21 protein-coding genes are annotated in these 26674 nt (G+C 63.1%); 20 read left to right on the forward strand and 1 reads right to left on the reverse strand.

The window, feature by feature from the left end:
- Positions 1-17: 17 nt before the first annotated feature.
- A complete protein-coding gene (gene metG, locus AC1DY9_RS06720) occupies positions 18-2111 on the reverse strand; it encodes a methionine--tRNA ligase (protein WP_477666101.1) in 2094 nt (697 codons plus the stop codon).
- A gap of 197 nt (positions 2112-2308) precedes the next feature.
- On the opposite strand from metG, the gene apbC reads away from it, so the two are divergent.
- From apbC to AC1DY9_RS06820, 20 genes are all read left to right on the forward strand, one after another.
- Complete coding sequence (gene apbC / locus AC1DY9_RS06725) at positions 2309-3400, forward strand: iron-sulfur cluster carrier protein ApbC (protein WP_477666102.1); 1092 nt, start codon at positions 2309-2311, stop codon at positions 3398-3400.
- Between the two features lie 33 nt (positions 3401-3433).
- Positions 3434-4393 (forward strand): LysR substrate-binding domain-containing protein, encoded by a 960-nt coding sequence (locus AC1DY9_RS06730; RefSeq protein ID WP_477666103.1) that lies wholly within the window; start codon positions 3434-3436, stop codon positions 4391-4393.
- A 112-nt stretch (positions 4394-4505) separates the two neighbouring features.
- Positions 4506-4976, forward strand: a complete 471-nt coding sequence (locus AC1DY9_RS06735; RefSeq protein ID WP_477666104.1) for a formate dehydrogenase subunit gamma — start codon at positions 4506-4508, stop codon at positions 4974-4976.
- Positions 4973-6535, forward strand: a complete 1563-nt coding sequence (locus tag AC1DY9_RS06740; RefSeq protein WP_477666105.1) for a formate dehydrogenase beta subunit — start codon at positions 4973-4975, stop codon at positions 6533-6535. Before AC1DY9_RS06735 ends, AC1DY9_RS06740 begins: the two co-directional genes overlap by 4 nt.
- Before the next feature lie 46 nt (positions 6536-6581).
- On the forward strand, positions 6582-9491 hold the full coding sequence (fdhF, locus tag AC1DY9_RS06745; RefSeq protein WP_477666106.1) for a formate dehydrogenase subunit alpha: 2910 nt from the start codon (positions 6582-6584) through the stop codon (positions 9489-9491).
- On the forward strand, positions 9478-10293 hold the full coding sequence (gene fdhD / locus AC1DY9_RS06750; protein ID WP_477666107.1) for a formate dehydrogenase accessory sulfurtransferase FdhD: 816 nt from the start codon (positions 9478-9480) through the stop codon (positions 10291-10293). Before fdhF ends, fdhD begins: the two co-directional genes overlap by 14 nt.
- On the forward strand, positions 10290-10514 hold the full coding sequence (locus tag AC1DY9_RS06755; RefSeq protein ID WP_477648462.1) for a formate dehydrogenase subunit delta: 225 nt from the start codon (positions 10290-10292) through the stop codon (positions 10512-10514). The genes fdhD and AC1DY9_RS06755 overlap by 4 nt, the downstream gene beginning before the upstream one ends.
- 60 nt (positions 10515-10574) lie before the next feature.
- A complete protein-coding gene (locus AC1DY9_RS06760; protein WP_477666108.1) occupies positions 10575-11162 on the forward strand; it encodes a DUF3305 domain-containing protein in 588 nt (195 codons plus the stop codon).
- Positions 11155-11895, forward strand: coding sequence for a DUF3306 domain-containing protein (locus AC1DY9_RS06765; RefSeq protein ID WP_457279602.1), 741 nt, complete (start codon positions 11155-11157; stop codon positions 11893-11895). The genes AC1DY9_RS06760 and AC1DY9_RS06765 overlap by 8 nt, the downstream gene beginning before the upstream one ends.
- A complete protein-coding gene (locus tag AC1DY9_RS06770) occupies positions 11825-13960 on the forward strand; it encodes a 4Fe-4S dicluster domain-containing protein (protein ID WP_457279601.1) in 2136 nt (711 codons plus the stop codon). The genes AC1DY9_RS06765 and AC1DY9_RS06770 overlap by 71 nt, the downstream gene beginning before the upstream one ends.
- 29 nt (positions 13961-13989) lie before the next feature.
- A complete protein-coding gene (locus tag AC1DY9_RS06775) occupies positions 13990-14607 on the forward strand; it encodes a TorD/DmsD family molecular chaperone (RefSeq protein WP_457279809.1) in 618 nt (205 codons plus the stop codon).
- A gap of 205 nt (positions 14608-14812) precedes the next feature.
- Positions 14813-15019 carry a formate dehydrogenase gene (locus AC1DY9_RS06780; RefSeq protein WP_457279600.1) on the forward strand — a complete coding sequence of 69 codons (207 nt, stop codon included), beginning with the start codon at positions 14813-14815 and terminating at the stop codon, positions 15017-15019.
- 61 nt (positions 15020-15080) lie between these two features.
- A complete protein-coding gene (locus AC1DY9_RS06785) occupies positions 15081-18050 on the forward strand; it encodes a formate dehydrogenase subunit alpha (RefSeq protein WP_457279599.1) in 2970 nt (989 codons plus the stop codon).
- A gap of 148 nt (positions 18051-18198) precedes the next feature.
- A complete protein-coding gene (fdh3B, locus tag AC1DY9_RS06790) occupies positions 18199-18819 on the forward strand; it encodes a formate dehydrogenase FDH3 subunit beta (RefSeq protein ID WP_457279598.1) in 621 nt (206 codons plus the stop codon).
- Positions 18816-19049, forward strand: coding sequence for a hypothetical protein (locus AC1DY9_RS06795; RefSeq protein ID WP_457279597.1), 234 nt, complete (start codon positions 18816-18818; stop codon positions 19047-19049). Before fdh3B ends, AC1DY9_RS06795 begins: the two co-directional genes overlap by 4 nt.
- Positions 19050-19063: 14 nt before the next feature.
- Positions 19064-20242 (forward strand): formate dehydrogenase subunit gamma, encoded by a 1179-nt coding sequence (locus tag AC1DY9_RS06800; protein ID WP_457279596.1) that lies wholly within the window; start codon positions 19064-19066, stop codon positions 20240-20242.
- Between the two features lie 28 nt (positions 20243-20270).
- Positions 20271-20657, forward strand: a complete 387-nt coding sequence (locus AC1DY9_RS06805; RefSeq protein WP_457279595.1) for a hypothetical protein — start codon at positions 20271-20273, stop codon at positions 20655-20657.
- Between the two features lie 76 nt (positions 20658-20733).
- Positions 20734-21753, forward strand: coding sequence for a formate dehydrogenase accessory sulfurtransferase FdhD (locus tag AC1DY9_RS06810; RefSeq protein WP_477666109.1), 1020 nt, complete (start codon positions 20734-20736; stop codon positions 21751-21753).
- A 23-nt stretch (positions 21754-21776) separates the two neighbouring features.
- A complete protein-coding gene (locus AC1DY9_RS06815) occupies positions 21777-23363 on the forward strand; it encodes a C13 family peptidase (protein ID WP_477666110.1) in 1587 nt (528 codons plus the stop codon).
- A 69-nt stretch (positions 23364-23432) separates the two neighbouring features.
- Positions 23433-25994, forward strand: a complete 2562-nt coding sequence (locus tag AC1DY9_RS06820; RefSeq protein ID WP_477666111.1) for an ABC transporter permease — start codon at positions 23433-23435, stop codon at positions 25992-25994.
- The last annotated feature ends 680 nt before the right edge of the window (positions 25995-26674 follow it).

Genomic DNA, 26674 nt, shown 5'->3' on the forward strand with positions numbered 1-26674 from the left:
GGCGTTGCGCAGCAAACTCAGTGAATGCGCATGCCCTGTGTTGCGCCCGGCAAGGGTTCCAGCACATAAATGCCGGGTTGGGCTTTTTCATCCGCGTGGCTGGCGGCCAGCACCATGCCTTCGCTGATGCCGAACTTCATTTTCCGCGGCGCCAGATTGGCCACCAGCACCGTGAGTTTGCCGACCAGGTCTTCGGGCTTGTAGACCGAGGCAATACCGCTGAACACATTGCGCATGCGGCCTTCGCCGGCATCCAGCGTCAGGCGCAGCAGCTTGGTCGAGCCTTCCACGGGTTCGCAGTTGACGATCTTTGCGATGCGCAAATCGACCTTGGCGAAGTCGTCGATGGTGATGACGGGGGCAATCGCCTCGCCGCCTGGCACAGTTGCTTCTGCTATCAAATCAGTAGCTGCTTGCGCTGGTTCTGTCTGGGCTGGAGGCTCAAAGAGTGCTTCAAGTTGCTTGATGTCGACGCGTTGCATGAGGTGCTTGTAGTCGCCGATCAGGTGGCCGTTACCGAGGCTGGAGACGGCATCCGCAAACGTCAACGGCTTGACTTTCAGGAATTCCTCGACCTGCGCCGCCAGCGCAGGCAACACTGGTTTCAGGTATATCGTGAGTAGGCGGAAGGCCTCGATGCATACCGTGCAGACATCCTGCAGACGCGAGTCCATACCCTGCTGCTTGGCCAGCTCCCACGGTTTGTTCTGGTCCACATACGCGTTCACGCGGTCCGTCAGCAGCATGGTTTCGCGCAGGGCCTTGGCAAATTCCCGGCTTTCATACAGCGGCTCGATCGTTTCCTTTGCGGCGCGCAGCGCGCCCAGCAGCGCTGCGCCATCGGCCGACACCTCGCCCAGCTTGCCCGCAAAGCGCTTGGCGACAAAGCCCGCGGCGCGGCTGGCGATGTTGATGTACTTGCCCACCAGGTCGCTGTTGACGCGCGCCATGAAGTCGTCGGCATTGAAGTCGATGTCTTCGTTCTTCGCATTGAGCTTGGCGGCCAGGTAATAGCGCAGCCATTCGGGGTTCATGCCCAGGCTCAGGTACTTGAGCGGGTCCAGGCCGGTACCGCGGCTTTTGCTCATCTTCTCGCCGTTGTTCACCGTGAGGAAACCGTGCACAAACACGTTGTCAGGCGTCTTGCGGCCGCTGAAATGCAGCATGGCCGGCCAGAACAGCGTGTGGAAGGTGACGATGTCCTTGCCGATGAAGTGGTACTGCTCCAGCCCCGGCGTGGCCATGTAGGCGTCGTAGTTTTCGCCGCGTTTTTCCAGCAGGTTTTTCAGCGACGCGAGGTAGCCGACCGGCGCGTCCAGCCAGACATAAAAATACTTCCCCGGCGCGTCCGGAATTTCAATGCCGAAGTAGGGCGCGTCACGGCTGATGTCCCAGTCGCCCAGGCCTTCGCTTTGGGTGCCGTCGGGGTTGGTGCGAACGCTGAACCATTCTTTGACCTTGTTGGCCACTTCGGGCTGGAGCTTGCCGTCTTGCGTCCACTTTTCCAGAAAGTCCACACAGCGCTGGTCGGACAGCTTGAAGAAAAAGTGATCAGAGCTTTTGAGTACGGGCGTTGCGCCCGACAAAGCTGAATACGGGTTGATCAAATCCGTAGGGGCATACACCGCGCCACAGTTTTCGCAGTTGTCGCCGTACTGGTCTTTGGTGCCGCACTTGGGGCAGGTGCCCTTGATGTAGCGGTCCGGCAGGAACATGTTCTTTTCAGGGTCAAAGAACTGCTCGATCGTTTTGGTCTCAATCAGCCCGGCTTTTTTGAGGTCCAGGTAGATCTGCTGCGCCAGCTGGTGGTTTTCCGGCCCGTCGGTGGAGTGCCAGTTGTCAAAGCTGATGTGAAAACCGTCCAGGTAGGGTTTGCGGCCCGCGGCGATGTCGGCCACAAACTGCTGCGGCGTTTTGCCGGCTTTTTCAGCCGCGATCATGATGGGCGCGCCGTGGGCGTCGTCCGCGCCCACAAAGTTCACCGCATGGCCCTGCATGCGCTGAAACCGCACCCAGATGTCGGCCTGGATGTATTCCATGATGTGGCCGATATGGAAATTGCCATTGGCATAGGGCAGGGCGGTGGTGACAAACAGGCGGCGCTGGGACATAAGGGGCTTTATGGCTAGGGGAGAGGTAACCCGCGATTTTAAGTCGCCCGGCCTTGGGGTTGCCCCGGCAAGCCCCCATGACCCCAGGGCCCGGGTCACGGCGTTAGACTTCAGGCCAACACCCCCGCCGGCTTGCCGCCCTCAAAGCGCCCGGTCTGCCCAGTCAGATTTAACGAGATTCAACGGAGTATTTCCCCATGTCCCTGGACCAACAGGCCGTCTTGAACGCCGTGCAAACCGTGCTGGACCCCAACACCGGCAAAGATTTCGTCACCACCAAGGCCCTGAAAAACCTGCAGCTCAGCGGCGACGACGTGTCGTTTGATGTTGAACTTGGCTACCCGGCCAAAAGCCAGATCGCCGGCCTGCGCAAAAGCCTGATCGCCGCCGTCAAGGCCGTGCCAGGGGTGGGCAATGTCTCCGTCAATGTCACGTTCAAGATCGCCAGCCACAGCGTGCAGCGCGGCGTGCAGCTGTTGCCCAACGTCAAGAACATCATCGCCGTGGCCTCCGGCAAGGGCGGTGTTGGCAAAAGCACCACCGCTGTCAATCTGGCCCTGGCGCTGGCGGCTGAAGGCGCCAGCGTCGGCCTGCTCGACGCCGACATCTACGGCCCCAGCCAGCCCATGATGATGGGCATCGAAGGCCGGCCCGAAAGCGTGGACGGCAAGAACATGGAGCCCATGGAGAACTACGGCATCCAGGTCATGTCCATCGGTTTTCTGGTTGCGCAGGACGAAGCCATGATCTGGCGCGGCCCCATGGCCACCCAGGCGCTGGAGCAGCTGCTGCGCCAGACCAACTGGAAAGACCTGGACTACCTCATCGTCGATATGCCGCCCGGCACCGGTGATATCCAGCTCACGCTGTCGCAGCGGGTGCCCATGACAGGTGCCGTCATCGTCACCACGCCGCAAGACATTGCGCTGCTGGACGCCAAGAAGGGCATCAAGATGTTTGAGAAAGTCGGCGTACCCATTCTGGGCATCGTCGAAAACATGGCGGTGCACATCTGCAGTAGCTGCGGCCATGCCGAGCACATTTTCGGCGAAGGCGGCGGCAAAAAAATGGCGGCCGACTACAAGATGGACTACCTGGGCGCCTTGCCGCTGGACATCCAGATCCGCCTGCAGGCCGACAACGGCCGTCCCACCGTGGTGGCCGATCCCGACGGCGAAGTCGCCGGCATCTACAAGGCCGTGGCGCGCAAGATGGCCGTCACCGTGGCCGCGAAAGCCAAAGATTTCTCTGCCAAGTTTCCGACCATCACGATCTCCAAAAATACCTGAAGACACCTGAAAACCACCTGAGGTTGTCACGCCATGAACCTGCTGGCCTCCCTGCGTTACCTGGCCGCGCTTGACGAGCACAAGCACTTCGGCCGCGCGGCGCAGGCCTGCAACATCACGCAGCCCGCCTTGTCCAACGCCCTGCGCGCGCTGGAAGACGAGTTCGGCGCCGCTATCGTGGTTCGCGGGCGTGCATTCGTCGGGTTTACGGAAGAGGGCGAACGCGTGCTCGCCAGCGCCAGGCGCATGCTGCATGAGCGCGAAATCCTCAAGCAGCAACTCGACAGTTCCGTAGACAGCCCGCGCGGGCATTTGACGATTGGCGTCGTTCCCACGGCGGTCTCCATCGCCGCGCGTTTTGCCGCCATGCTGCACGCCCGGCACCCAGGTATTACGCCCGTGGTGCTGTCGCTGAATTCGCATGACATCGAAACCCGGCTCGAAAACCTGTCGCTGGACATGGCGCTGGGCTACACCGAGCGCCTGAGCGCGCGCAACACACGGCTGACCACCTTGCCGCAATACACCGAGCGTTATTTCCTGGTGCGCCGCGCAGCCAGGCCCAGCCCCGATGTGTTGCGTTTTGGCCCACCCATGACCTGGGCCGACGCCGCCAAGCTGCCGCTGTGCCTGTTGACACCCGATATGCACAGCCGCACGCGGGTGGATAGCGCTTTTGCCGCCGCCGGCGTCACGGTCAAGCCTGTGATGGAAACCAACTCCATGCTGACGCTGGCCCTGACCGTCGTCGTCGGTGAGGTCTGCAGCGTGCTGGCAGGCGCGCTGGTGTGCGCGGTGCAGGGTTACCGCGAACTCGAGGCCTTGCCGCTGACACCGGATGTGGAAACACCAGTCGGCTTCATGATGCAAGCCAGCGACCGGCCCTCCCGCACGCTGCAAGCCGCCATGGCGCTGGCTGCCGAGCCYGCCTGGTTGCGCCATGCGGCCGACTACAGCGCTCACCCAGCGAGTATGGGAGCCAAGTCAACCTAGGCAAAGGTTTGCATACATTCAATCCGTGAATGGGGCAGTGTCCCGATTCAATTGGACGTGACCCTATCGCTTGCACATACTTTGTGCATAGACAGAGATAGGGGTCCACACGATGAATGAAGTTGCAAGCCAGGCCGTCGAACGCGTCATTGCGTCGACCAGGCACATGCCCGGCGCCTTGATGCCGATCCTGCACGGCATTCAGGACGCGCTGGGTTATATCCCGTCCGAGGCTGTACCGCCCATCGCCGAAGCCCTGAACCTTTCCAGGGCGGAAGTGCATGGCGTGGTGACGTATTACCACTACTTCCGCTCCGAGCCGCCAGGCCGGCATGTGGTGCAGATCTGCCGCGCCGAGAGCTGCAAGGCCATGGGCTCCGACGCCCTGTGGTCACATGCCTGCTCTCACCTGGGCAGCGACGGCCACGGCCCCACCAAAGACGGCGCGTTCACGGTCGAGCCGGTGTACTGCCTGGGCCTGTGCGCACAGTCCCCCGCGATGACGCTGGACGACAAGGTCCATGCCCGCGTCGGGATCGAAAAATTCGACCGCCTGGTGGCGCAAGCCGGGAGCGCCGCATGAGCATCAAGATTTACGTGCCCCGTGACTCCGCTGCGCTGGCGGCGGGCGCTGACGAGGTCGCAGCAGCCATCACCGCCGAGGCTTCAAAGCGTGGTATCGGCATTGAGCTGGTGCGCAATGGCTCCCGTGGCCTGTTCTGGCTGGAGCCCATGGTCGAAGTGCAGACCGGCGCAGGCCGCATCGCCTACGGGCCGGTGGAAGTTGAAGACGTGGCCGGCCTTTTTGATGCCGGTTTTCAGGTGGGCGGTGTCCACGTGTTGCAACTGGGCCTCACCGAAGAGATTCCGTATCTGAAAAGGCAGGAGCGCCTGACCTTTGCCCGCATGGGCATAACGGACCCGCTGTCGCTGGCAGACTACGAAACGCATGAAGGCTATGCCGGCTTGCGCCGTGCGCTGGAGATTCCCGCCACAGAGATCGTGCAGCAGGTGCTCGACGCCGGCCTGCGCGGGCGCGGCGGCGCGGCGTTTCCCGCGGGCATCAAATGGAAAACCGTGGCGGGCCTCAAAGCCACGCAAAAGTATGTGGTCTGCAATGCGGACGAGGGCGACTCGGGCACTTACTCCGACCGCATGACCATGGAGGGTGACCCCTTCATGTTGATCGAAGGGATGACGATTGCCGCGATTGCCACCGGCGCCACGCAGGGCTATGTCTACATCCGTTCCGAATACTCGCACGCGGTGGCGACCATGCGCGAGGCCATCACGGTGGCTGAAGCGGCTGGTTTTTTGGGCGCCAACATCCTCGGCTCGGGCCACAGCTTTCACCTGCATGTACGCAAGGCGGCTGGCGCGTACGTCTGCGGCGAAGAGACCGCCATGCTGGAAAGCATCGAAGGCAAACGCGGCATCGTGCGCGCCAAGCCACCGATTCCCGCCATCCAGGGCCTGTTCGGCAAGCCGAGCGTGATCAACAACGTCATCACCTTTGCCTCCGTGCCCATCATCCTGTCGCGCGGCGCAACCTTTTACAAAGACTACGGCGTAGGCCGCTCCAGGGGCACCTTGCCCATCCAGCTGGCCGGCAACATCAGGTTTGGCGGCCTGGTCGAAAAAGCCTTCGGCGTGACTTTGCGCGAGCTGATGTACGACTACGGCGGCGGTTCGGCCTCGGGCCGGCCTATCAAGGCGGTGCAGGTCGGCGGCCCGCTGGGCGCCTATGTGCCTGAATCGCAGTGGGACACGCCGCTCGACTATGAGGCCTATGCGGCCGTGGGCGCGGTGGTGGGCCACGGCGGCATCGTGGTGCATGACGACACGGCCGACATGGCCAGCCTGGCGCGCTACGCCATGGAGTTTTGCGCGATTGAGTCCTGCGGCAAATGCACGCCGTGCCGCATTGGCTCCACACGCGGCGTGGAAGTGATTGACCGCATCGCCAACGGCCCAGGGGAGCAGCGCCCGCAGCAGATCAAGCTGCTGCGCGACCTGTGCGACACCATGGTTCACGGCTCGCTGTGCGCCATGGGCGGCATGACGCCTTTCCCGGTGCTTTCGGCACTGGACCATTACCCGCAGGACTTTGGCATGACTGTGCCGGACCGCAAAGCAGCCTGAATCGACAGAAACGGCAGCACCCCCACAAGACGGACAGGAGACTTTCATGCTCGAACACCTCAAAGAAACCGACTACGGCACCCCCAAACGCGAGTCCATGCAGGAAGTCACGCTCGAGATCGACGGCGAAAGCGTCACGGTTCCCGCGGGCACCTCGCTCATGCGAGCGGCGGTCGACGCAGGCATCCAGGTGCCCAAGCTCTGCGCCACCGACAGCCTGGAGCCGTTTGGCTCCTGCCGCCTGTGCATGGTGGAAATTGACGGGCGCAAGGGTTTTCCGGCCTCTTGCACCACACCGGCAGAAGCCGGCATGAAAGTGCGCACGCAGTCGCCCCGCCTGCAGGAGCTGCGCAAGGGCGTGATGGAGCTGTATATCTCCGACCACCCGCTGGACTGCCTGACCTGTTCGGCCAACGGCAACTGTGAGCTGCAGGACATGGCCGGCGTGACCGGGTTGCGCGAAGTGCGTTACGGCATGGAAGGCGCCAACCACTTCCGCAACGAGAGCAAACCGGCAATCGACAACTCCAACCCTTATTTCAGCTACGACGCTTCCAAATGCATTGTGTGCAACCGCTGCGTGCGCGCCTGCGAAGAAACCCAGGGTACGTTTGCACTGACCATCAGCGGCCGCGGCTTTGAGTCGCGCGTGTCGCCGGGACAAGACCAGCCCTTCATGGAATCCGAATGCGTGAGCTGCGGCGCCTGCGTCGAGGCCTGCCCCACTGCCACACTGCAGGAAAAAACCGTGATCATGCTGGGCCAGCCCGAGCACAACAAGATCACCACCTGCGCCTACTGCGGCGTGGGCTGCGCCTTCAAGGCCGAGATGAAGGGCAATGAAGTGGTGCGCATGGTGCCGTGGAAAGACGGCAAGGCCAACGAAGGTCACGCCTGCGTGAAGGGCCGCTTTGCCTGGGGCTACGCCACCCACAAGGACCGCATCACCAAGCCGATGATCCGCAAGAACATCAGCGACCCGTGGCAGGAAGTGAGCTGGGACGAAGCCATCAACTACGCCGCCAGCGAGTTCCGCCGCATCCAGGCCAAACATGGCAAGGATTCGATTGGCGGCATCACCTCGTCGCGCTGCACCAATGAAGAAACCTACCTGGTGCAAAAGCTGGTGCGCGCCGCTTTCGGCAACAACAACGTCGACACCTGCGCCCGCGTCTGCCATTCGCCCACCGGTTACGGACTGAGCCAGACCTACGGCACCTCCGCCGGCACACAGACCTTCAAGTCGGTTGAAAAGGCCGACGTGATCCTGATCATCGGCGCTAACCCGACCGATGGCCACCCGGTGTTTGCCTCGCGCATGAAAAAGCGCCTGCGAGAAGGCGCACGGCTGATCGTGGTGGATCCGCGCCAGATCGACATCGTGCGTTCCCCGCACGTGGAGGCTGAGTTTCACCTGCAGTTGCGACCCGGCACCAACGTGGCCATGATCTCGTCGCTGGCCCATGTGGTGGTGACGGAAGGCCTGCTGGCCGACGACTATATTGCCGAGCGCTGCGACGAAAAGTCATTCCGCGAATGGCGCGAGTTTGTGGCCCGCCCCGACAATTCTCCTGAAGCCATGGAAGCCGTCACCGGCGTGCCCGCGGCAGACGTTCGCGCAGCCGCCCGCCTCTACGCCACAGGCGGCAATGCTGCCATTTACTACGGCCTGGGCGTGACGGAGCACGCACAGGGATCGACCATGGTCATGGGCATTGCCAACCTGGCCATGGCCACCGGCAATGTGGGCCGCGAAGGTGTGGGTGTGAACCCGCTGCGCGGCCAGAACAATGTGCAGGGCGCCTGTGACATGGGTTCCTTCCCGCATGAACTGCCGGGCTACCGCCACGTGTCCGACAGCACGGTGCGCGCCGAATTCGAAACGGCCTGGGGCGTGACGCTCAATGAAGAGCCCGGCCTGCGCATCCCGAACATGTTTGATGCGGCCGTGGCCGGCAGCTTCCTGGGCCTGTATTGCCAGGGCGAAGACATCGTGCAGTCCGACCCCGACACACAGCACGTGGCCAAGGCGCTTACGTCGATGGAGTGCATCGTCGTGCAGGACATCTTCCTGAACGAAACCGCCAAGTACGCCCACGTGTTCCTGCCGGGCTCTTCTTTCCTGGAAAAAGACGGCACTTTCACCAATGCCGAGCGGCGCATCTCGCGCGTGCGCAAGGTCATGCCACCCAAGGCAGGCCTGGCCGACTGGGAAGTCACCGTCAAGCTCTCCAATGCGCTGGGCTATCCGATGAAGTACGTGCATCCGCGCGACATCATGGCCGAGATCGCGGCGCTGACGCCGACTTTCCGCGGCGTGACCTTTGCCAAGATCGAAAAGCACGGCAGCGTGCAGTGGCCTTGCAACGAAGACACGGCAGAGCTCGGCACCGAGTTCATGCATAAGGACAAGTTTGTGCGCGGCAAAGGCCGCTTCATCATCACGCAGTACGTCGCCACGGATGAAAAGGTCACGCGCAAATTCCCGCTGCTGCTCACCACCGGCCGCATCTTGTCGCAGTACAACGTGGGCGCCCAGACGCGCCGCACCGACAACAACCAGTGGCACAGCGAAGATCGGCTGGAGATCCATCCGCACGACGCGGAAGACCGGGGCATCAAGCCTGACGACTGGGTGGGCATTGAAAGCCGCGCCGGCCAGACCGTGCTGCGCGCGGTGGTCACCGAACGCATGCAGCCGGGCGTGGTCTACACCACCTTCCACTTCCCCGAATCGGGCGCCAACGTCATCACCACCGACAGCTCCGACTGGGCCACCAACTGCCCGGAATACAAGGTCACTGCGGTGCAGGTTATGCCGGTGGCGCAGCCGTCGGAATGGCAAAAATCCTACTCGCGCTTCAACAAGCAGCAACTGCAGTTGCTGGATGCGGCGTCACAACCGGCGGGCGGTCCGCTTGCCGGTGCAGCGGAGGCAGCTCATGCAGGTGGTTGAAGGTTGCCGTGAAGCCCCTGTGACGGGGGTGCGGGCACATCGCCCGTTTGACCGGTCGGACTGGGTAGCCGAAGAGGTGCCTGTGGCGCTGGAGTACAACGGCATCTCGCACGCCGTGATGCTGGCCAGCCCCTCCGACCTCGAAGACTTTGCCTTCGGCTTTTCCGTCACCGAAGGCATCGTGGACGACTACACGCAGATTCACGACATTGAACAGACCAGCAGTGAGCAAGGGGAGACGCTGCACCTGAGCATCGCGGCATCGTGCTTTGCCCGCCTGAAAGACCGCCGCCGCAGCATGACCGGCCGTACGGGCTGCGGCCTGTGCGGCACCGAAAGCCTGGCGCATGCGGTGCGCCTGCCGCCGCGCCTGCACGGCGGCGCGGAGTTTGAAGCGGGCGCCATCACCCGTGCCCTGATCAACTTGCGCGAGCAGCAGTTACTGCTCAGCGCCACCGGTGCCACCCATGCGGCCGCCTGGTGCAATGCGGGCGGCGGCATCGTGGTGCTGCGTGAAGACGTCGGCAGGCACAACGCGCTGGACAAACTGACAGGCGCCTTGCAGCGCGGCCGTGTCAAGGTCAATGAAGGTTTTATCGTCGTCACCAGCCGCGCCAGCTACGAGATGGTGCACAAAACTGCCATGGCCGGCGTGACACTGCTGGCGGCTGTGTCGGGGGTGACCGGCCTGGCGATTGATGTGGCGCAAACCGCCGGCGTGGCGCTTCTGGGCTTTGTGCGCGGGGAAGATCTTTCCGTGTACAGCCACAAAGAGCGTGTCAACCTGGAGTACCTCCTGTGAACAACGACAACCTGATTCGCATGGTCAACCAGATCGGCGCCTTCTTTGAAACCATGCCTGACCGCACGGAAGCCCTGCAGGAACTGGCCATGCACCTCAAGAAATTCTGGGACCCCCGCATGCGCAAGGCACTGCTGGAGTTGATAGAAGGTAACGGCGGCGACGGGATCAGCGACGTGGTGCGTCGTGCCGCCCTGGAACACCGGTCCTTGCTGGTCTAGAGGTTTATTGGGGATAGGGTTATTGCGAACGGTCCGCTTTGCCCGCCGTACACTGCGGGCATGTCGGATTTCCTGCTGCAGTCCCCTGAAACAGACGCCACGCTGCACCGGCCGTGCACCGCGGTGGCCGTTGTCATGCGCCGCGAGCGCATCGACAACCGCTGGCAGCCCTGGCGCTGGTCGCTGGATGAAATCGTGCCGCACGAAGACGGTTTTGGCGCCGCGCCGCGCCTGCTGCTCAAAGACGAGCGCGAAGAGCGCTGGTTGCACCCCGGCTTCAAGGTCGAGCTGTTCACCGACGACGCCGAAGGCTACTACCTCAATGCCAGCACCGGGCAGCCCTGCTTCTGGGTGGTCTGGCGCATGGAGGAAGAAGCCCTGCTGGCCGATGAACCTATCGCAGTGCCGCAGATCGTCACCCTGAGTTATCACGATGCCGGGCGCTGGCTGGATGCGCAGGAAACAGTCGAGCAGGTGCCCGCGCCGCCGCAGGTCGTGCAGTGGCTGCAGCAGTTTGTAGATCAGCACTACGTCATAGAAGCCAAGCGCCGGCAGCGCCCGCAAAGCTTTAAGCCGCTGACGGACCGCTTCGGCAATCCGGCGCGGGTCAGCACGGAAAAGAAAACCGGCGGAGGCCAGCATGGCTGACGAACCGAAGGGCTTTTTGGGGCGATGGTCCCGCCGCAAGGCCGACGCTGTGCTGGGCAAACCACTGGATGAGCCGGTTGTGGCCGCACCGGCAACGGATGCCAACGCGCCCGCCCTGCAAGTCCAGACGCCCCGGGAACCGGCGCAAAAATCACCGGAAAATCCGCCGGAAAAGCAAGCGCTCACGCTGGCCGACGCCAGGCTGCTCACCAAAGATTCCGACTTCAAGCCCTTTATGGCCGGCGATGTGACGCCCGACGTGCGTAACGCGGCCATGAAGCAACTCTTTGCCGACCCGCATTTCAATGTGATGGACGGCCTGGACATCTACATCGACGACTATTCCAAGTCCGACCCCATCCCCGAGGCCATGCTGCGGCAGATGACGAGTGCGAAGTTTCTCAATCTCTTTGATGACGATGAGGACAAAGAGAAAGAGAAAAACAAAAGCAGCGCGGAGGACGCGGCAGGCGAAGACCAAGCGAAGGCTGCCGGCCCGCAAGACGACCCCGTCAACCTGCCACGGGAAAGCGCCAATAACCCCACGGGCGAAACCGTGGCACAGTCCTATGAAAATCCAGACATAGCCCCATCGCAAACGCCAGGCGCTTTATCAACCAGCCAATCCCAGCCCGACCCGGCCGGTGCCAGCCAAGAAGACCATGCCCACACTGATTTGCGATTGCAACCAGACCATGCCGCTCCAGCCACAGGCGCTGGGCACGGCACTTAACGAGACCCTGACGCTGCATTCGGCGCTGTGCCGCCGCGAGGTGGGCGCCTTCCAGAAGGCCGCGCAGTCCGGCGACGATGTTGTCGTAGCCTGCACCCAGGAGAAGCGGCTCTTTGCCGAAGTGGGTGAGCAGACCCAGGGCGTCACCTCGGTGGTGAAGTTCGTCAATATCCGCGAGACCGGCGGCTGGAGCAAAGACGCTGTCAGCGCCACGCCAAAAATCGCGGCTCTGCTGGCCGCGGCCCATTTACCAGACGCAGAGCCGGTGTCCACCGTCACCTACAAAAGTGCCGGGCGCCTGCTCATCGTGGGTGCGATCGACCAGGCCGAGCAGGTGGCGGCCCTTGTGGCTGACACGCTGGACGTGACCATCTTCGCCCAGGGCGTTTCGTCCCAGGCGCAGACCGGGTTTCCCTCGCAAGAACGCAAATATCCTGTGATCAGCGGTGAGCGGCTCGCGCTCAAAGGCTGGCTGGGTGCGTTTGAGGCGAGCTGGGACAAGACCAACGCTATCGACCTGGACCTTTGCACACGATGCAATGCCTGCGTCGCCGTGTGCCCCGAAGGCGCCATCGACCTGAGCTACCAGGTTGACGCGGCCAAATGCACATCCCACCGTGATTGTGTGGCCGTATGCAAGGTGGCCGGTGCCATTGACTTCAACCGCTCGCCGCAAACACTCACGGAAGCATTTGACCTGGTGCTCGACCTCGGCGCCAAACCGCTGGTCGCGCTGCATGCGCCACCGCAAGGCTACTTCGCCCTGAATGCCTCCGCCGGCCTCGCCTCACCCGGCTTGCTGGCCACCGTGGTCAAGCTGCGCGACATGGTGGGCGAGTTTGAAAAGCCCAAATTTTTTGCCTATAAACAAAAACTCTGTGCCCACAGCCGCAACGAAACCGTGGGTTGCAACGCCTGCATCGACATCTGCTCGGCCGGCGCCGTCAGCAGCGAAAAAAGCCGGCAGCAGATCGTCGTCAACCCCAACCTGTGTGTGGGTTGCGGCGCGTGCACCACGGTGTGCCCGACAGGCGCGCTCACCTACGCCTACCCGCGTGCCAGCGAGCAGGGCGTTCGCATCAAGACCCTGTTGTCGGCGTACGCCAAAGCCGGCGGCACGCAACCGGTGCTGCTGTTTCACAGCCAGGACAGCGGCCAGCAGGCGGTCGAGGCTCTGGGCCGCGCTGCGCGGCTGCAAAAAACCGTGCGGGGTGTGCCGGCCAATGTGATCCCGCAGGCGCTATGGCACACGGCCAGCGTGGGCCTGGACTTGTGGCTCAGCGCCATCGCATTCGGTGCGTCGCAAGTGGCGGTGCTGGTAACGCGTGAAGAAGCTCCCGCCTATCTTGAAGGCCTGGCCGAGCAAATGCACGTGGCGCAAACCCTGCTCAATGGCCTGGGCTATGCCGGCGTGCACCTTCATTTGGTGCAAGCCGGGGAGGGCGCTGATGCCATTGCCGGGCTGGACGCCAGCCTGCAAACGCTGGCGCGCGGCCGCCCTGCAGTGCCCGCCGCTGTGGCGCGCTTTGCGGTGGCGCAAGAAAAACGCAGCACACTGGACATGGCGCTGGACCACCTCATGAGCCAGGCGCCCGCCGCCCTGCCCGAAGCGATTACGCTGCCCGCCAAGGGCTCGCCCTTCGGCAGCCTGACCGTCAACGCAGACACCTGCACGCTGTGCCTGAGCTGTGTGAGCGCGTGCCCCGCCAGCGCACTGCAAGACAATCCCGACCGCCCGCAGCTCAAGTTCATCGAAAAAAACTGCGTACAGTGCGGCCTGTGCGCCACCACTTGTCCCGAGGATGCCATCACGCTGCAGCCGCGCCTGTTGCTCACACCGCTACGCAAAGAGGCGCGTGTGCTCAACGAGAGCCAGCCCTACCAGTGCATACGCTGCAGCAAACCCTTCGGCACGCTCAAGGCCATCGAGTCCATGCTGGGCAAGCTTGCGGGGCACGCGATGTTCCAGGGTGCGGCCGCCGACCGGCTCAAGATGTGCAGTGACTGCCGCGTCATCGACATCTATTCCGCCGATAACGAACTGAAAATCACGGACATCCGGTGAGCAACAGCTTCCCGACTCCAGACGCCACCATGACGCAAGCCCAACTCACCGCCTCCACCCTGGACGAAGAAACCGCGCGAGCCGAAGTCTATGGCGTGCTGGCCGCCCTTTACTACGCCGCGCCCTCCGCGGAGCTGCATGAAAACCTTCGCATTGCAGTAACGGAGGCGCCCGCCGCCGGTGGGTTGCTTGAAAGTTCGTGGAGCGAACTCGTGGCCGCCGCCCGCACGCAGAGCCTTGCAGATGTCACGCGGGAGCATGATGCCCTGTTCGGCGGCGTTGGCAAGCCTGAGGTGTACCTCTTTGGTTCGCACTACCTCAGCGGTTTCCTCAATGAGAAGCCTTTGGCGGCCTTGCGCACCGACATCGCCGCGCTGGGCCTGGCGCGTGACGAGGCCATGCCCGAAACCGAAGACCACGTGGCCTACCTGTGCGAAGTCATGCGCTACCTGATTGCCGGTGACGACGTGGAGGTCGCCAATCTCACGCGGCAGCGCGAATTTTTCGCGCGCCATGTCCAGCCCTGGGTGCCGCTGATGTGCGATGCCATCACGGCGCATCCCAAGGCGCGTTTTTATGCCGCTCTCGCGGCCTTTACCCAGACCTTCATCGGCGTTGAGGCGCAGGGCTTCGACATGCTGGCCTGACGGGGTGCATGAATTTTTTTTCTCAAAATGAGACAGCTTTTGAATGGCCAACCGGCCATAGCCGCCGAGTCTGACAATAAGATCGCTTATCGTTTTCCCTAGACTTGGACGTTGAGCGGCGCTAACCATTGTGGTGCGCAGCGCTCTGCCTTACAGTACTATGCAAACGGTTACATAGCCAGCAAGCCTTCCCCTGGAGATCACCATGCAGGACAGCCAGCCAAAACCCTCACGCAGGGGATTCTTTTTCGGCGCAGCCGCCACGGGCGCGGCAGCCGCGGCCATCGTCGCTTTGCCCGGCGCACCTGCGCTTCAAGCCGAGCTTCCAGAGCCCAAGCCGGCCCCTGAAAAAGGCGGCGGCTACAGCCTCTCGGAACACGTCAAGCGCTACTACAAGACCACCCGCATCTAGGTAGCCCTGGCTTCCAGTTCAGCCCGACCGGCCCCCGATTTCACCTTCTACGGAGAGCTTCATGCTGCTCACGAAAAAATCTTCTGATGTCCATCCCGTGCATCGCGCGGGTTCCGCGCGCTTTGTGCAAAGCCTGTCGCGGGGCCTGTCCAATGCGCTGCCCACCATGGACCGCCGCGCCTTCCTGCGCCGCTCCGGCCTGGGTGTCGGCGTCGGCCTGGCCGCTACGCAATTAACCCTGGTCAAAAAAGCCAAGGCCGCCACACCGGGCGCCGGCGACGGCACGGGAAAGATCGAAGTCAAGCGCACCGTTTGCACCCACTGCTCGGTGGGTTGTGCTGTAGACGCGGTGGTTGAGAACGGCGTCTGGGTCCGCCAGGAGCCGGTGTTCGACTCTCCCATCAACCTGGGCGCCCATTGCGCCAAGGGTGCTGCCCTGCGCGAGCACGGCCATGGCGAATACCGCCTGCGCTACCCGATGAAGCTGGTGAACGGCAAATACGAGCGCATCAGTTGGGACGTCGCCCTCAAGGAAATCACCGACCGCATGCTGGAGCTGCGCAAGGCCAGCGGCCCTGACTCGGTGTATGTGGTGGGGTCGTCCAAACACAACAACGAGCAGGCCTACCTGCTGCGCAAGTGGATGAGCCTGTGGGGCAGCAACAACTGTGACCACCAGGCCCGCATCTGCCACTCCACCACGGTGGCCGGCGTTGCCAACACCTGGGGCTACGGCGCCATGACCAATTCGTACAACGACATGCAAAACAGCAAGGTCGCCCTGTACATCGGCTCCAATGCGGCCGAGGCCCATCCCGTCAGCCTGCTGCACATGCTGCATGCCAAGGAAACCGGCTGCAAGATGATCGTGGTCGATCCGCGCTTTACCCGCACCGCCGCCAAGGCCGACGAATACATCCGCATCCGCTCCGGCTCCGACATCCCCTTCCTGTTCGGCATGCTGTATCACATCTTCAAAAACGGCTGGGAAGACAAGAAGTACATCAACGACCGTGTCTACGGCATGGACAAGGTCAAGGAAGACGTGCTGGCCAAATGGACACCCGACAAGGTGGAAGAAGCCTGCGGCGTGCCCGAGGCGCGTGTCTACATGGCTGCCGAGATGATGGCCAAGAACCGGCCGTCCACCATTGTCTGGTGCATGGGCCAGACCCAGCACACCATCGGCAACGCCATGGTTCGTGCTTCGTGCATCCTGCAGCTGGCGCTGGGCAATGTCGGTGTTTCCGGCGGCGGCACCAACATTTTCCGCGGCCACGACAACGTGCAGGGCGCCACCGACGTCGGCCCCAACCCCGATTCGCTGCCCGGTTACTACGGCTTGGCCGAGGGCTCCTGGAAGCACTTCGCAAAAATCTGGGGCGTCGAGTTCGACTGGATAAAGGGCCGTTATGCCTCTGCCGCCATGATGGGCAAGCCCGGCATCACGGTCTCGCGCTGGATCGACGGCGTGATGGAGAAAAACGAATTCATCGACCAGGACTCCAACCTGCGCGGCGTCTTCTTTTGGGGCCACGCGCCCAACTCACAGACGCGCGGCCTGGAAATGAAACGCGCGATGGACAAGCTGGACCTGCTGGTGGTGGTGGACCCGTATCCATCGGCCACCGCCGCCATGGCGGCCATGCCCGGCAAGGCTGAAGACCTCAACCCCAACCGCGCGGTGTACCTGCTGCCGGCCGCCACGCAGTTTGAAACCAGCGGCTCGGTGACGGCTTCCAACCGTTCCATCCAGTGGCGCGAAAAAGTGATCGAGCCGCTCTGGGAGAGCCGCACCGACCACATGATCATGCACCAGTTCGCCGAAAAGCTCGGCTTTGCCAAAGAGCTCTCCAAGAACTACAAGATGCAAAAGGTCAAGGGCATGGACGAGCCCGTGCCCGAAGACATCCTGCGCGAGATCAACAAGACCTGCTGGACCATCGGCTACACCGGCCAGAGCCCTGAGCGCCTCAAGGCGCACATGCGCAACATGCACCTGTTCGACGTCAAGACCCTCAAGTCCAAAGGCGGCGTCGACAAGGCAACCGGCTACGACACCACGGGTGATTACTTCGGCCTGCCATGGCCCTGCTACGGCACGCCCGAGATGAAACACCCGGGCTCGCCCAACCTGTATGACACCTCCAAGCACGTGATGGAAGGCGGCGGTAACTTCCGCGCCAACTTCGGCGTGGAACGCGAAGGCAAAAACCTGCTGGCTGAAGACGGCTCTTGTTCCAAGGGCGCCGACATCCAGACCGGCTACCCCGAGTTCGATCACCTGCTCGTGAAAAAACTCGGCTGGTGGGACGAGCTGACCGACGCCGAGAAAACCGCCGCCGAAGGCAAGAACTGGAAGACCGACTCCTCAGGAGGCCTGATCCGCGTCGTCATGAAGAACCATGGCTGCCATCCTTTCGGCAATGCCAAGGCGCGCGCCGTGGTCTGGAACTTCCCCGACGCCATTCCGCAGCACCGCGAGCCGCTTTACGGCAACCGGGCCGACCTCATGGCCAAGTACCCGACGCACGACGACAAGAAAGCCTTCTGGCGCCTGCCCACGCTGTACAAAACCATCCAGCAAAAGAACATCGCCGACAAGGTGCATGAGAAATTCCCGCTGATCATGACCTCGGGCCGGCTGGTGGAATACGAAGGCGGCGGCGAAGAAACCCGCTCCAACCCCTGGCTGGCCGAGCTGCAGCAAGAGATGTTCATCGAGATCAACCCCAAGGTCGCCGCCGAAAAAGGCATACGCAATGGCGAACGCGCCTGGGTCAGCACGCCCACCGGCGCACGCCTGAACGTACAGGCCCTGGTCACCGAACGTGTCGGGCCCGACACGGTGTTCATGCCTTTCCACTTCTCGGGCCGCTGGCAAGGCGCCGACATGCTGGCGTACTACCCGAATGGCGCGGCACCGGTTGTGCGCGGCGAGGCGATCAACACGGCAACAACTTACGGCTACGACAGCGTCACGATGATGCAAGAAACAAAAACGACGGTCTGCAACGTCGAAAGGGCATAAACATGACCCCCACGCTTTTCACTTCGTGTAATGCGCTGCCCCCCGAGGGGGCCGCTGCGCCTGCGGCCCGGCAAAGCCGGTTCCGCGGCCCCTGCTTGGGCAGAGCCCCGCGCAAGCTTCCGATCAACCGGTTTTCTCTGGAGACGTCATGGCACGCATGAAATTTGTTTGTGATGCGGAGCGCTGCATCGAATGCAACGGCTGCGTCACCGCCTGCAAAAACGAAAATGAAGTCCCGTGGGGTGTGAACCGCCGCCGCGTGGTCACGCTCAACGACGGTGTCCCTGGTGAAAAATCCATCTCGGTGGCCTGCATGCACTGCAGCGACGCACCCTGCATGGCTGTCTGCCCCGTCAACTGTTTTTACCGCACCGAAGAAGGCGTGGTGTTGCATGACAAGGACGTCTGCATTGGCTGCGGCTATTGCTCATACGCTTGCCCCTTCGGCGCGCCGCAGTTCCCGGCTGCCGGCACGTTTGGCGTGCGCGGCAAGATGGACAAATGCACCTTCTGCGCCGGCGGTCCTGAAGTCAACGGCAGCCAGGCCGAGTTTGAAAAGTACGGCCGCAACCGCCTGGCCGAAGGCAAGCTGCCGGCCTGCGCCGAAATGTGCTCGACCAAGGCCCTGCTCGCCGGCGACGGCGATGTGGTCGCCGACATCTTCCGCAACCGTGTGGTGCAACGCGGCAAGGGCGCCGAAGTCTGGGGCTGGGGCACGGCCTACGGATCCAAACAGGCAGGCCAGCCGCCCGCAGGAGCCAAATCATGATGCGCCTTCTTGTCTTGACCCTCTCCTTGTCGGCTTTGTCGGCCTGCGGCGAAAAACCGCAGACCCTGGGCAGCGGTGTGAAAAGCGACGGCGCCGCCTACCAGGGCGTGCAAACCCAGTTTGCGGCGCCAGGCTGGAAGGCCGGCGACAAGACCAGCTGGGAGCAAGGCCTCAAGGCCCGCGCACAAAACAGCCAGAACGAGTACACCAAGACAGGTAACTCGAAATAGTGACCGGAGGCCTTATGTTTTGTGCGCGACCAGCTATATTTTTCATAGCGGCCAGCCTGGCGGGACTTGCCTGTGCGCAAGCGCCTGCGGCTCCGCCGGCCACCGCCGCGCCTGCCACCGCTCCCGCTGCCACCGGCGGCATCCAGGGCCAGAACATCTTTGAGGTCAAGCCCGAAGCCAGCGCCGACCCCAACTACGCCAAGCAGACCAATGGTGAACGCGCCAAAGTGCAGCCGGGCAACAACGCGCCCATGTGGCGCCAGGTGGGCGAGGGCGTCACCGGCTACAGCAGCCTGCCCAAGAGCGAAGCGCCCGAAGCCGGCAACCTGATTCAGCCCTTTGTGCAGTACCCCGGCTCACGCCTGACCAACGCCGGCGAAGCCTGGCGACAGGTGCGCAACAACTGGATCATTCCCTATGGGGGCTCGCTGTTCCTGATCGTGCTGTTGGCCATCGCGATTTTTTACTTCAGCAAGGGTTCGATCAAAACCCACGGCGTCGACACCGGCCGCAAGATCGAGCGCTTCACGCCGTTTGAGCGTGCCGCGCATTGGTCCAACGCGATTGCGTTCTGCATCCTGGCCATCTCAGGCCTGGTCATGGCATTCGGCAAATTCTTCCTGCTGCCCGTCATTGGTGGCGCGCTCTTCGGCTGGCTGACCTGGACCCTCAAGACCATGCACAACTTTGCCGGCCCGCTGTTCGCGGTGTCGCTGGTGATCGTGTTCCTGACCTTCCTGCGCGACAACTGGCCGCAAAAGGGCGATCTGCACTGGCTGGCCAAAGGCGGTGGCCTGATCACGGGCGGCGAAGAACCGCCTTCGAACCGTTTCAACGCCGGCGAAAAACTCATCTTCTGGGGCGGCGTGTTCTTCCTGGGCATCGTGGTGGTGTCGTCGGGCTTTGTGCTCGACAAGCTGCTGCCCGGCCTGATCTATGAGCGCTCGACGATGCAGGTCGCACACATGGTGCACGCCGTGGCCACCGTGCTCATGATGTGTTTGTTCCTCGGCCATATCTACCTCGGCACCATCGGCATGCAGGGCGCCTACAAGGCCATGCGTACAGGTTACGTCGATGAGACCTGGGCCCGTGAGCACCACGAATACTGGTATGACGATGTCAAAGCCGGGAACATTCCGGCCCAACGCAGCAAGCCTGTTGACCCGCCCGGCCAGACGGCGCAGGCATAAGCCCCGAAGAGTTGTAGTGAGGAATCCCATGAAAAAAATTCTGATCATGAGCTTGCTGGCCGCCGCATCGGCCGCGTCGCTGGCCAAACTGCCCGCCCTGAGCGACGAAGCCAAGGCCAAGGCCGCAGAAGCGGCCGCCAAGACCGCCTGGACCGGCAAGCTGGAGGCCTACCAACTGTGCAAGTCGCAAGACAAGGTCGCCGCCAGCTATTACAAAACGGCCAAGGCCACCGGCAAAGAGACCAAACCGCCGACGCCTGCACCTGCTTGCGCGGACCCCGGCCCCTTCGCCTACACCCCGCCTGCAGCAAAGCCGATCGAAGCGGCCGGCGCGCATTCACCCGCAGGCAACGCTACCAGCCCGCCCAGTACCAAGCAGCCCGATGCGGTTGGAAACCCCGCCAAGAAGTCCTGATCCACTTCCAGGCTCATTCCACTTCCCGAAAGGCCGACTCCGCAAGGGGCCGGCTTTTTTGTTGTAGTCTTCCCTCATGCCCGCCTCGACATCTCTTCCCTCACGCCTGCCCCGGCTGACCAACGCCCAGGCGCCCCTGACCTGCGAGGTTGATGCCGTCAATGAATATGGCGAGACGCACAAGGTCGCCATCCCCGCCGAGCGTGCCCTCACCGTGTATGTCGACAAACGCGAGCTTGTGACGCTCATGACATTGGGCGCTCACCCTGAGCTGCTGGTGCTCGGCTACCTGCGCAACCAGCGGCTGGTCAAGGATGTGGCCGATATCGAATCGATCACCGTCGACTGGGACGTGGGCGCGGCCGCCGTCAAGACGCACCACGGCATTGAAGACATTGAAGAGAAAACCTCGCGCCGTGTGGTCACCACGGGTTGCGGGCAGGGCAGTGTGTTTGGCGGCCTGATGGACGAAGTCGACGGCATCGTGCTGCCCGCAGATGCGCACATCACCCAGGCCCAGTTGTATTCCCTCGTCAACACCATACGGCTCAAGGAAACCACGTACAAATCCGCCGGCTCGGTGCATGCGTGTGCATTGTTTGCGATGACGGCGGGCGACCCTGAAATGCTGCTCTTCGTGGAAGACGTGGGCCGCCACAACGCCATAGACACCATCGCTGGCTGGATGTCAATCAATAGGGCCCCCACGCTCGGCACTGACGTGTCCTCGCTGCCCCCCGAGGGGGCGTTGCGCCTGCGGCCTGGCAAAGCCAGTTCCGCGGCCCCGGCTGGTGAAGAGGGTGAGCCCGCGGTCGGTGCTTCGTCGACCGATCTCGGCTGGGACGGACTGGTCTTCTACACCACCGGCCGCCTCACCAGCGAAATGGTGATCAAGTCCGCGCAGATGGGGGTGCCCATTGTGGTCTCGCGCAGCGGCATCACGCAGATGGGCCATCAGGTCGCGCAGTCAGTCGGCCTGTGCGCGATTGGCCGCGCCACCAACAAGCGTTTTGTCTGTTATGCCAACCCGCAGCGGCTAAAGCTGCAGCCAGAACTGGCTGGCCCCCGCCCTCGCAATGTGGGCGCTGAGCCCTGAATCTGCCGTGGCATGATGCCGCCATGCACGACGCCCGCGTTCAACACACCTCGCCTGGCATCCCGGAACCCTTGCTGAGCCCGGTGGACCGCGGCCGTCCTGATACCTCTGGGAGGCTGAGTACATCACGCTGGATAAAGGAGGGGGTCCGTGCTGCGTTTTTCCTGCCTGTCCGCGTGGCGGGGAAAACACCGACGCCATTGCAGGTGATGGGCATTGTGATTCTGGCCGCAACCATGGAAGTTGCATTGATGCGGCTGGAAATTGCAGGCCCCGCGGTGTTTAACCTGCAGGCCTGGTTGTCGACATGGTGGACGATCGGGTTGGGCGTTGGCCTGGCGTGGTGGGCTTTTCCTGCTTCGGCAGTTGTGCCTGCCCCTGAAGCGGACGAGCCCGTTCCCGGCGACCAACCTCCCGGTGACCAGCCGCCTCGCGGTGTGGCGGCCTTTTTCGCGCTGTGGCTGGCAGCGGGGCTGCCCAATGTGCTGCTCGCCCAGGGCGTGGTTGCTGCGATTGCGCACGGCTGGATCAAGGCGGCGGTGTTTTCCGCTCCCTGGTTTTACTGGGCGTTGTATGCGGCGGTGACAGCCTGGGCGCTTGGCGTGAGCCTTTTCCTCTTCGTGCGTTTCGCCGGATGGACCTGGCGGACTGCCGTATTTGCGCTGGTCCTGCTGGCAACCACAGGCGTGTCCGCCTGGCAATTCGAGGCGCGTACCTGGGGGGTGGACTACGCGAGCCAGGCCACCGAAGACAGCCGGCCCCGCCTGCAGCTGAGCCAGCAGGTTTTTGAAGAGCAGCAGGCGCTGATGGAAAAGACGATGGCCGCCATCGAGCCGCAGCGCCGCGGTATCACCGACGTCTACGGCCTGGTGTTTGCTCCTTATGCCGCGGAAGATGTGTTCCTGCGGGAAAGCAGCATGGTCAGCCGTGTGCTTGCCGATCGCTTCGATGCCGAAGGCCGCGTGATGCACCTGGTCAACCATGCCAGCACCGTGAAAACCCATCCCTGGGCCACCACGCTGAATTTGCAGCGCGCCATCGACGCACTGGCCCAGCGCATGGATCGCGACAACGACGTGCTGGTGGTCTACATGACTTCGCACGGCGCCAGCGACTTCAAGCTGGCCGCCTCCCACTGGCCGCTGCAGGTACCCCCGCTCAGTCCCGGCGAGCTGCGCGAGGCGCTCGACAATGCCGGTATCCGCCACCGCGTCATCGCGATATCGGCCTGCTATTCCGGCGGCTGGATCGAGGCGCTGGCCAGCGACACCACCCTGGTCATGACGGCGGCCGACGCCACCCATACCTCTTACGGTTGTGGGCGCCTGTCCGAACTCACCTTCTTCGGCCGCGCCATGTTTGACGAGCAGTTGCGCAAGACACATTCTTTTGAGCAGGCTTTTTCCCGTGCCGTTCCGGTGATCAGGCAGCGCGAAATCGACGCCGGCAAGGATGACGGCTTTTCCAACCCGCAGATCAGGGCGGGAACTGGCATCGGGCCCGTGCTGCGCGCGCTGGAGCAGCGGCTGGATGCCTTGCCGGGCGCTCCGGTTTCGGCCCCAGCTCCAGCCCCGGTGGTGGCGGGACCCGGCTTCAAAACGTCTCCATAACCCTCCGCTAAATCCCTGGCAAATCCCGGCCATGATGCCGGGATGCGGACTTTGCGTTATGGTCTGCGCATGAACACCCTTTTCCTCAAGCTCGGCTGGAAAACCCTGTTGCGTGATCTGCGCGCCGGCGAGCTGCGCCTCCTGATCGTCGCGGTGACCCTGGCGGTTGCTGCGCTCACCGCGGTCGGTTTTTTTGCCGATCGCCTCAAGGGCGGCCTGCAACGCGATGCCCGTCAGCTGCTGGGCGGCGACGCCGTGATCCGCAGCGACGGCATCACGCCGGCCGCCTTCATTGCCAAGGCGCAGGCGCTGGGCCTGAAGGCCATCTCCACCGTCACCTTTCCCACCATGGGCCGCGCCACCGACGCTGATGGCGGCGCCAGCAAGCTGGTGGCTTTCAAGGGGGTGCCGGAAGGTTATCCGCTGCGCGGCAGCATGAAAATCGCCGACAGCCTGGACGGCCCCGGCGAAGACACGCGGGAGGTGCCGGCCCCCGGCACGGCCTGGGCCGACGCTTCGCTGCTCGACGCGCTGGGCCTCAAGCTCGGCCAGGCCCTGTTGATGGGCGACGCCAGCTTCAAGGTCACCCGCGTCATCGTGCAGGAGCCCGACCGCGGCGCCGGGTTCATCAGCTTTTCTCCCCGCGTGATGATCAACCAGGTCGACGTGGCCGCCACCAACCTGATCCAGCCCGCCAGCCGCACCAACTACCGCTTTGCTGTGGCCGGCGACGACAAGGCCGTCAAGGCCTATGTGAAATGGGCCGCAGACGAGATCAAGAAACCCGGTGCAGAGTCCGGCATCCGCGGCGTGCGCCTGGAGTCGCTCGAATCGGGTAGCCCCGAGATGCGGCAGACGCTGGACCGCGCCGAGAAATTCCTCAACCTGGTGGCCTTGCTGGCGGCCCTGCTGAGCGCGGTGGCCGTGGCCATCGTCGCGCGCGGTTTCGCCACCAAGCACCTGGACGACTGCGCCATGCTGCGCGTGCTGGGCCAGCCCCAGCGCACCATTGCGCTGGCCTACACCTTTGAGTTTGTCGTGGCCGGCATGCTGGCCAGCGCGCTTGGCGTGGCGCTGGGTTTCGCCGTGCATTACGCCTTTGTGCTGCTGCTGGCCGGGCTGGTTGAAACCGCTTTGCCGGCGGCCACCTGGTGGCCCGTCGTGTTCGGCATGGGCATGGGCCTGACGCTGCTGCTGGCCTTTGGCCTGCCGCCGGTGCTGCAGCTGGCGCAGGTGCCGCCGCTGCGCGTCATTCGCCGCGACGTCGGCAACCTCAAACCCGCGTCAATGGCGGTGCTGGGCGTGGGTGTGGCCGGCTTTGCGGCCCTGCTGGTCGCTGCCAGCAGTGATTTGAAACTGGGCCTGATTGCGGTTGGCGGCTTTGCCGGCGCTGTGCTGGTGTTCGCCGCGGCCAGTTTTGCCGCCGTCAAGCTGCTGCGCGCCAGCGTGAACGAAGTCACCGCCCCGCGTTGGCTGGTACTGGCCACGCGGCAGCTGTCTGCCCGGCCCATGTATGCCGTGGTGCAGACCAGCGCCCTTGCGGTCGGCCTGCTGGCCCTGATGCTGCTTGTGCTGCTGCGCACAGACCTCATCAGCAGCTGGCGCAAGGCGACGCCGCCCGATGCGCCCAACCGTTTTGTCATCAATGTGCAGCCGGAGCAGGGCGAGGCTTTCCAGAAAGCGTTGCGCGACGGCGGCGTGAAGAAGTTCGACTGGTACCCCATGATCCGCGGCCGTCTGGTGGCAGTCAACGGCAAGGCCGTCACGCCCGACGACTTTGAAGACGACCGCGCCAAACGCCTGGTGGACCGCGAATTCAATCTTTCCAACAGTGCCGACATGCCCGGTCACAACCAGGTCACCGGCGGGCGCTGGACAGGCGGTGAAAAAGACGCCGTGAGCGTGGAAGACGGCCTGGCCAAAACACTGGGCCTCAAGCTCGGCGATTCATTGCGCTTTGATATCGGCGGCCAGCTCAGCGAGGCGAAGATCACCAGCCTGCGCAAGGTCGACTGGGGTTCCATGCGCGTCAATTTCTTTGTGATGTACCCGGTGGCGCAATTGCCTGCCGATGTCCCTGTGTCCTTCATCAGCGCGTTTCGTGCACCCGAGGCGCTCGCTGTGGCACCCGGCCAGCCGCAGCCCCAGAGTTTTGACAACACGCTGGTCAGGGCGTTTCCCAACATCACCAATGTCGACATGAGCAGCACGCTGGCGCAGGTGCAGCGCGTGCTTGACCAGGTGATACGTGCGGTGGAATTTTTGTTCGGCTTCACGCTGGCCGCGGGCCTGGTCGTGCTCTTCGCCGCCATCACCGCCACGCGCGAAGAGCGCGCCCGCGAGTTCGCCATCATGAGGGCCGTGGGTGCGCGTGCTTCGCTGCTGCGGCAGGTGCAGCGGGCTGAATTGGCGGGCGTTGGTTTGCTGGCTGGCTTTCTGGCTTCCATCGTTGCGTTGGCCGTGGGCTGGGGTTTGGCGAGGTTTGTGTTTGACTTCAGCTGGACTGGTTCGTGGACGGTGCCTTTGGTGGGCAGCCTGGCGGGGGCTTTGCTGGCGCTGGCGGCGGGGTGGTGGGGGTTGAGGTCGGTTTTGAATACGCCGGTGGTGGAGACTTTGCGGAAGGCGCAGTAAGGTTTCTTGCCCTTGGCTTGTTCTTGCTCCGGCGTTGAGCTTTTTGCTGAAGGCGGTTGGCCGGGGGTTGCCCGGCATGCAACTCACTTTCTTTTGCTTCGCCAAAAGAAAGTAAGCAAAGAAAAGGCGACCCTGGTTCCTGCGTCCCTGCGCTTCGCTACGGGCAACCTGCGGTGCTCGGTCCAGCCGGGGTCAAAAACAACTCGCCTTCGGCTCAAACAAGTTTTTGCCCTGATCCGTCTGGGCCTCCGCTCCTCGGCGCATCCACAAGGGGGTGGGAGAGGAATACTGAACAGCCAACAACCGAATACCAGAACCCGAACACCTGAAGAAACAAGGACACGCCATGGCGTGTCCTTGTTGGTATTGGAGTTGGTATTTGTTTTCAGTCCCCGCTCCCGATTAGCCCTTCTGTATGCGCCGAGGAGCACAGGTTCAGGCGGATCAGGGATCGCGATTGTCTGAGCCGAAGGCGAGTTCGAGCGAGACCCCGCCTGAACCGAGCACCGCAGGTTGCCCGAAGCGAAGCGCAGGGACGCAGACAGCAGGGTCGCCTTTTCTTTTGCTTACTTTTCTTTTGGCGAAGCAAAAGAAAAGTGAGTAGCCGCCGGGCTACCCCCGGCCAGCAGCTCTCAGAAGAAGACGCATAGCCGGAGCGAGAACCGGCCAATGACCCCTCT

This window comes from Polaromonas sp. P1_F6, from assembly GCF_056405695.1.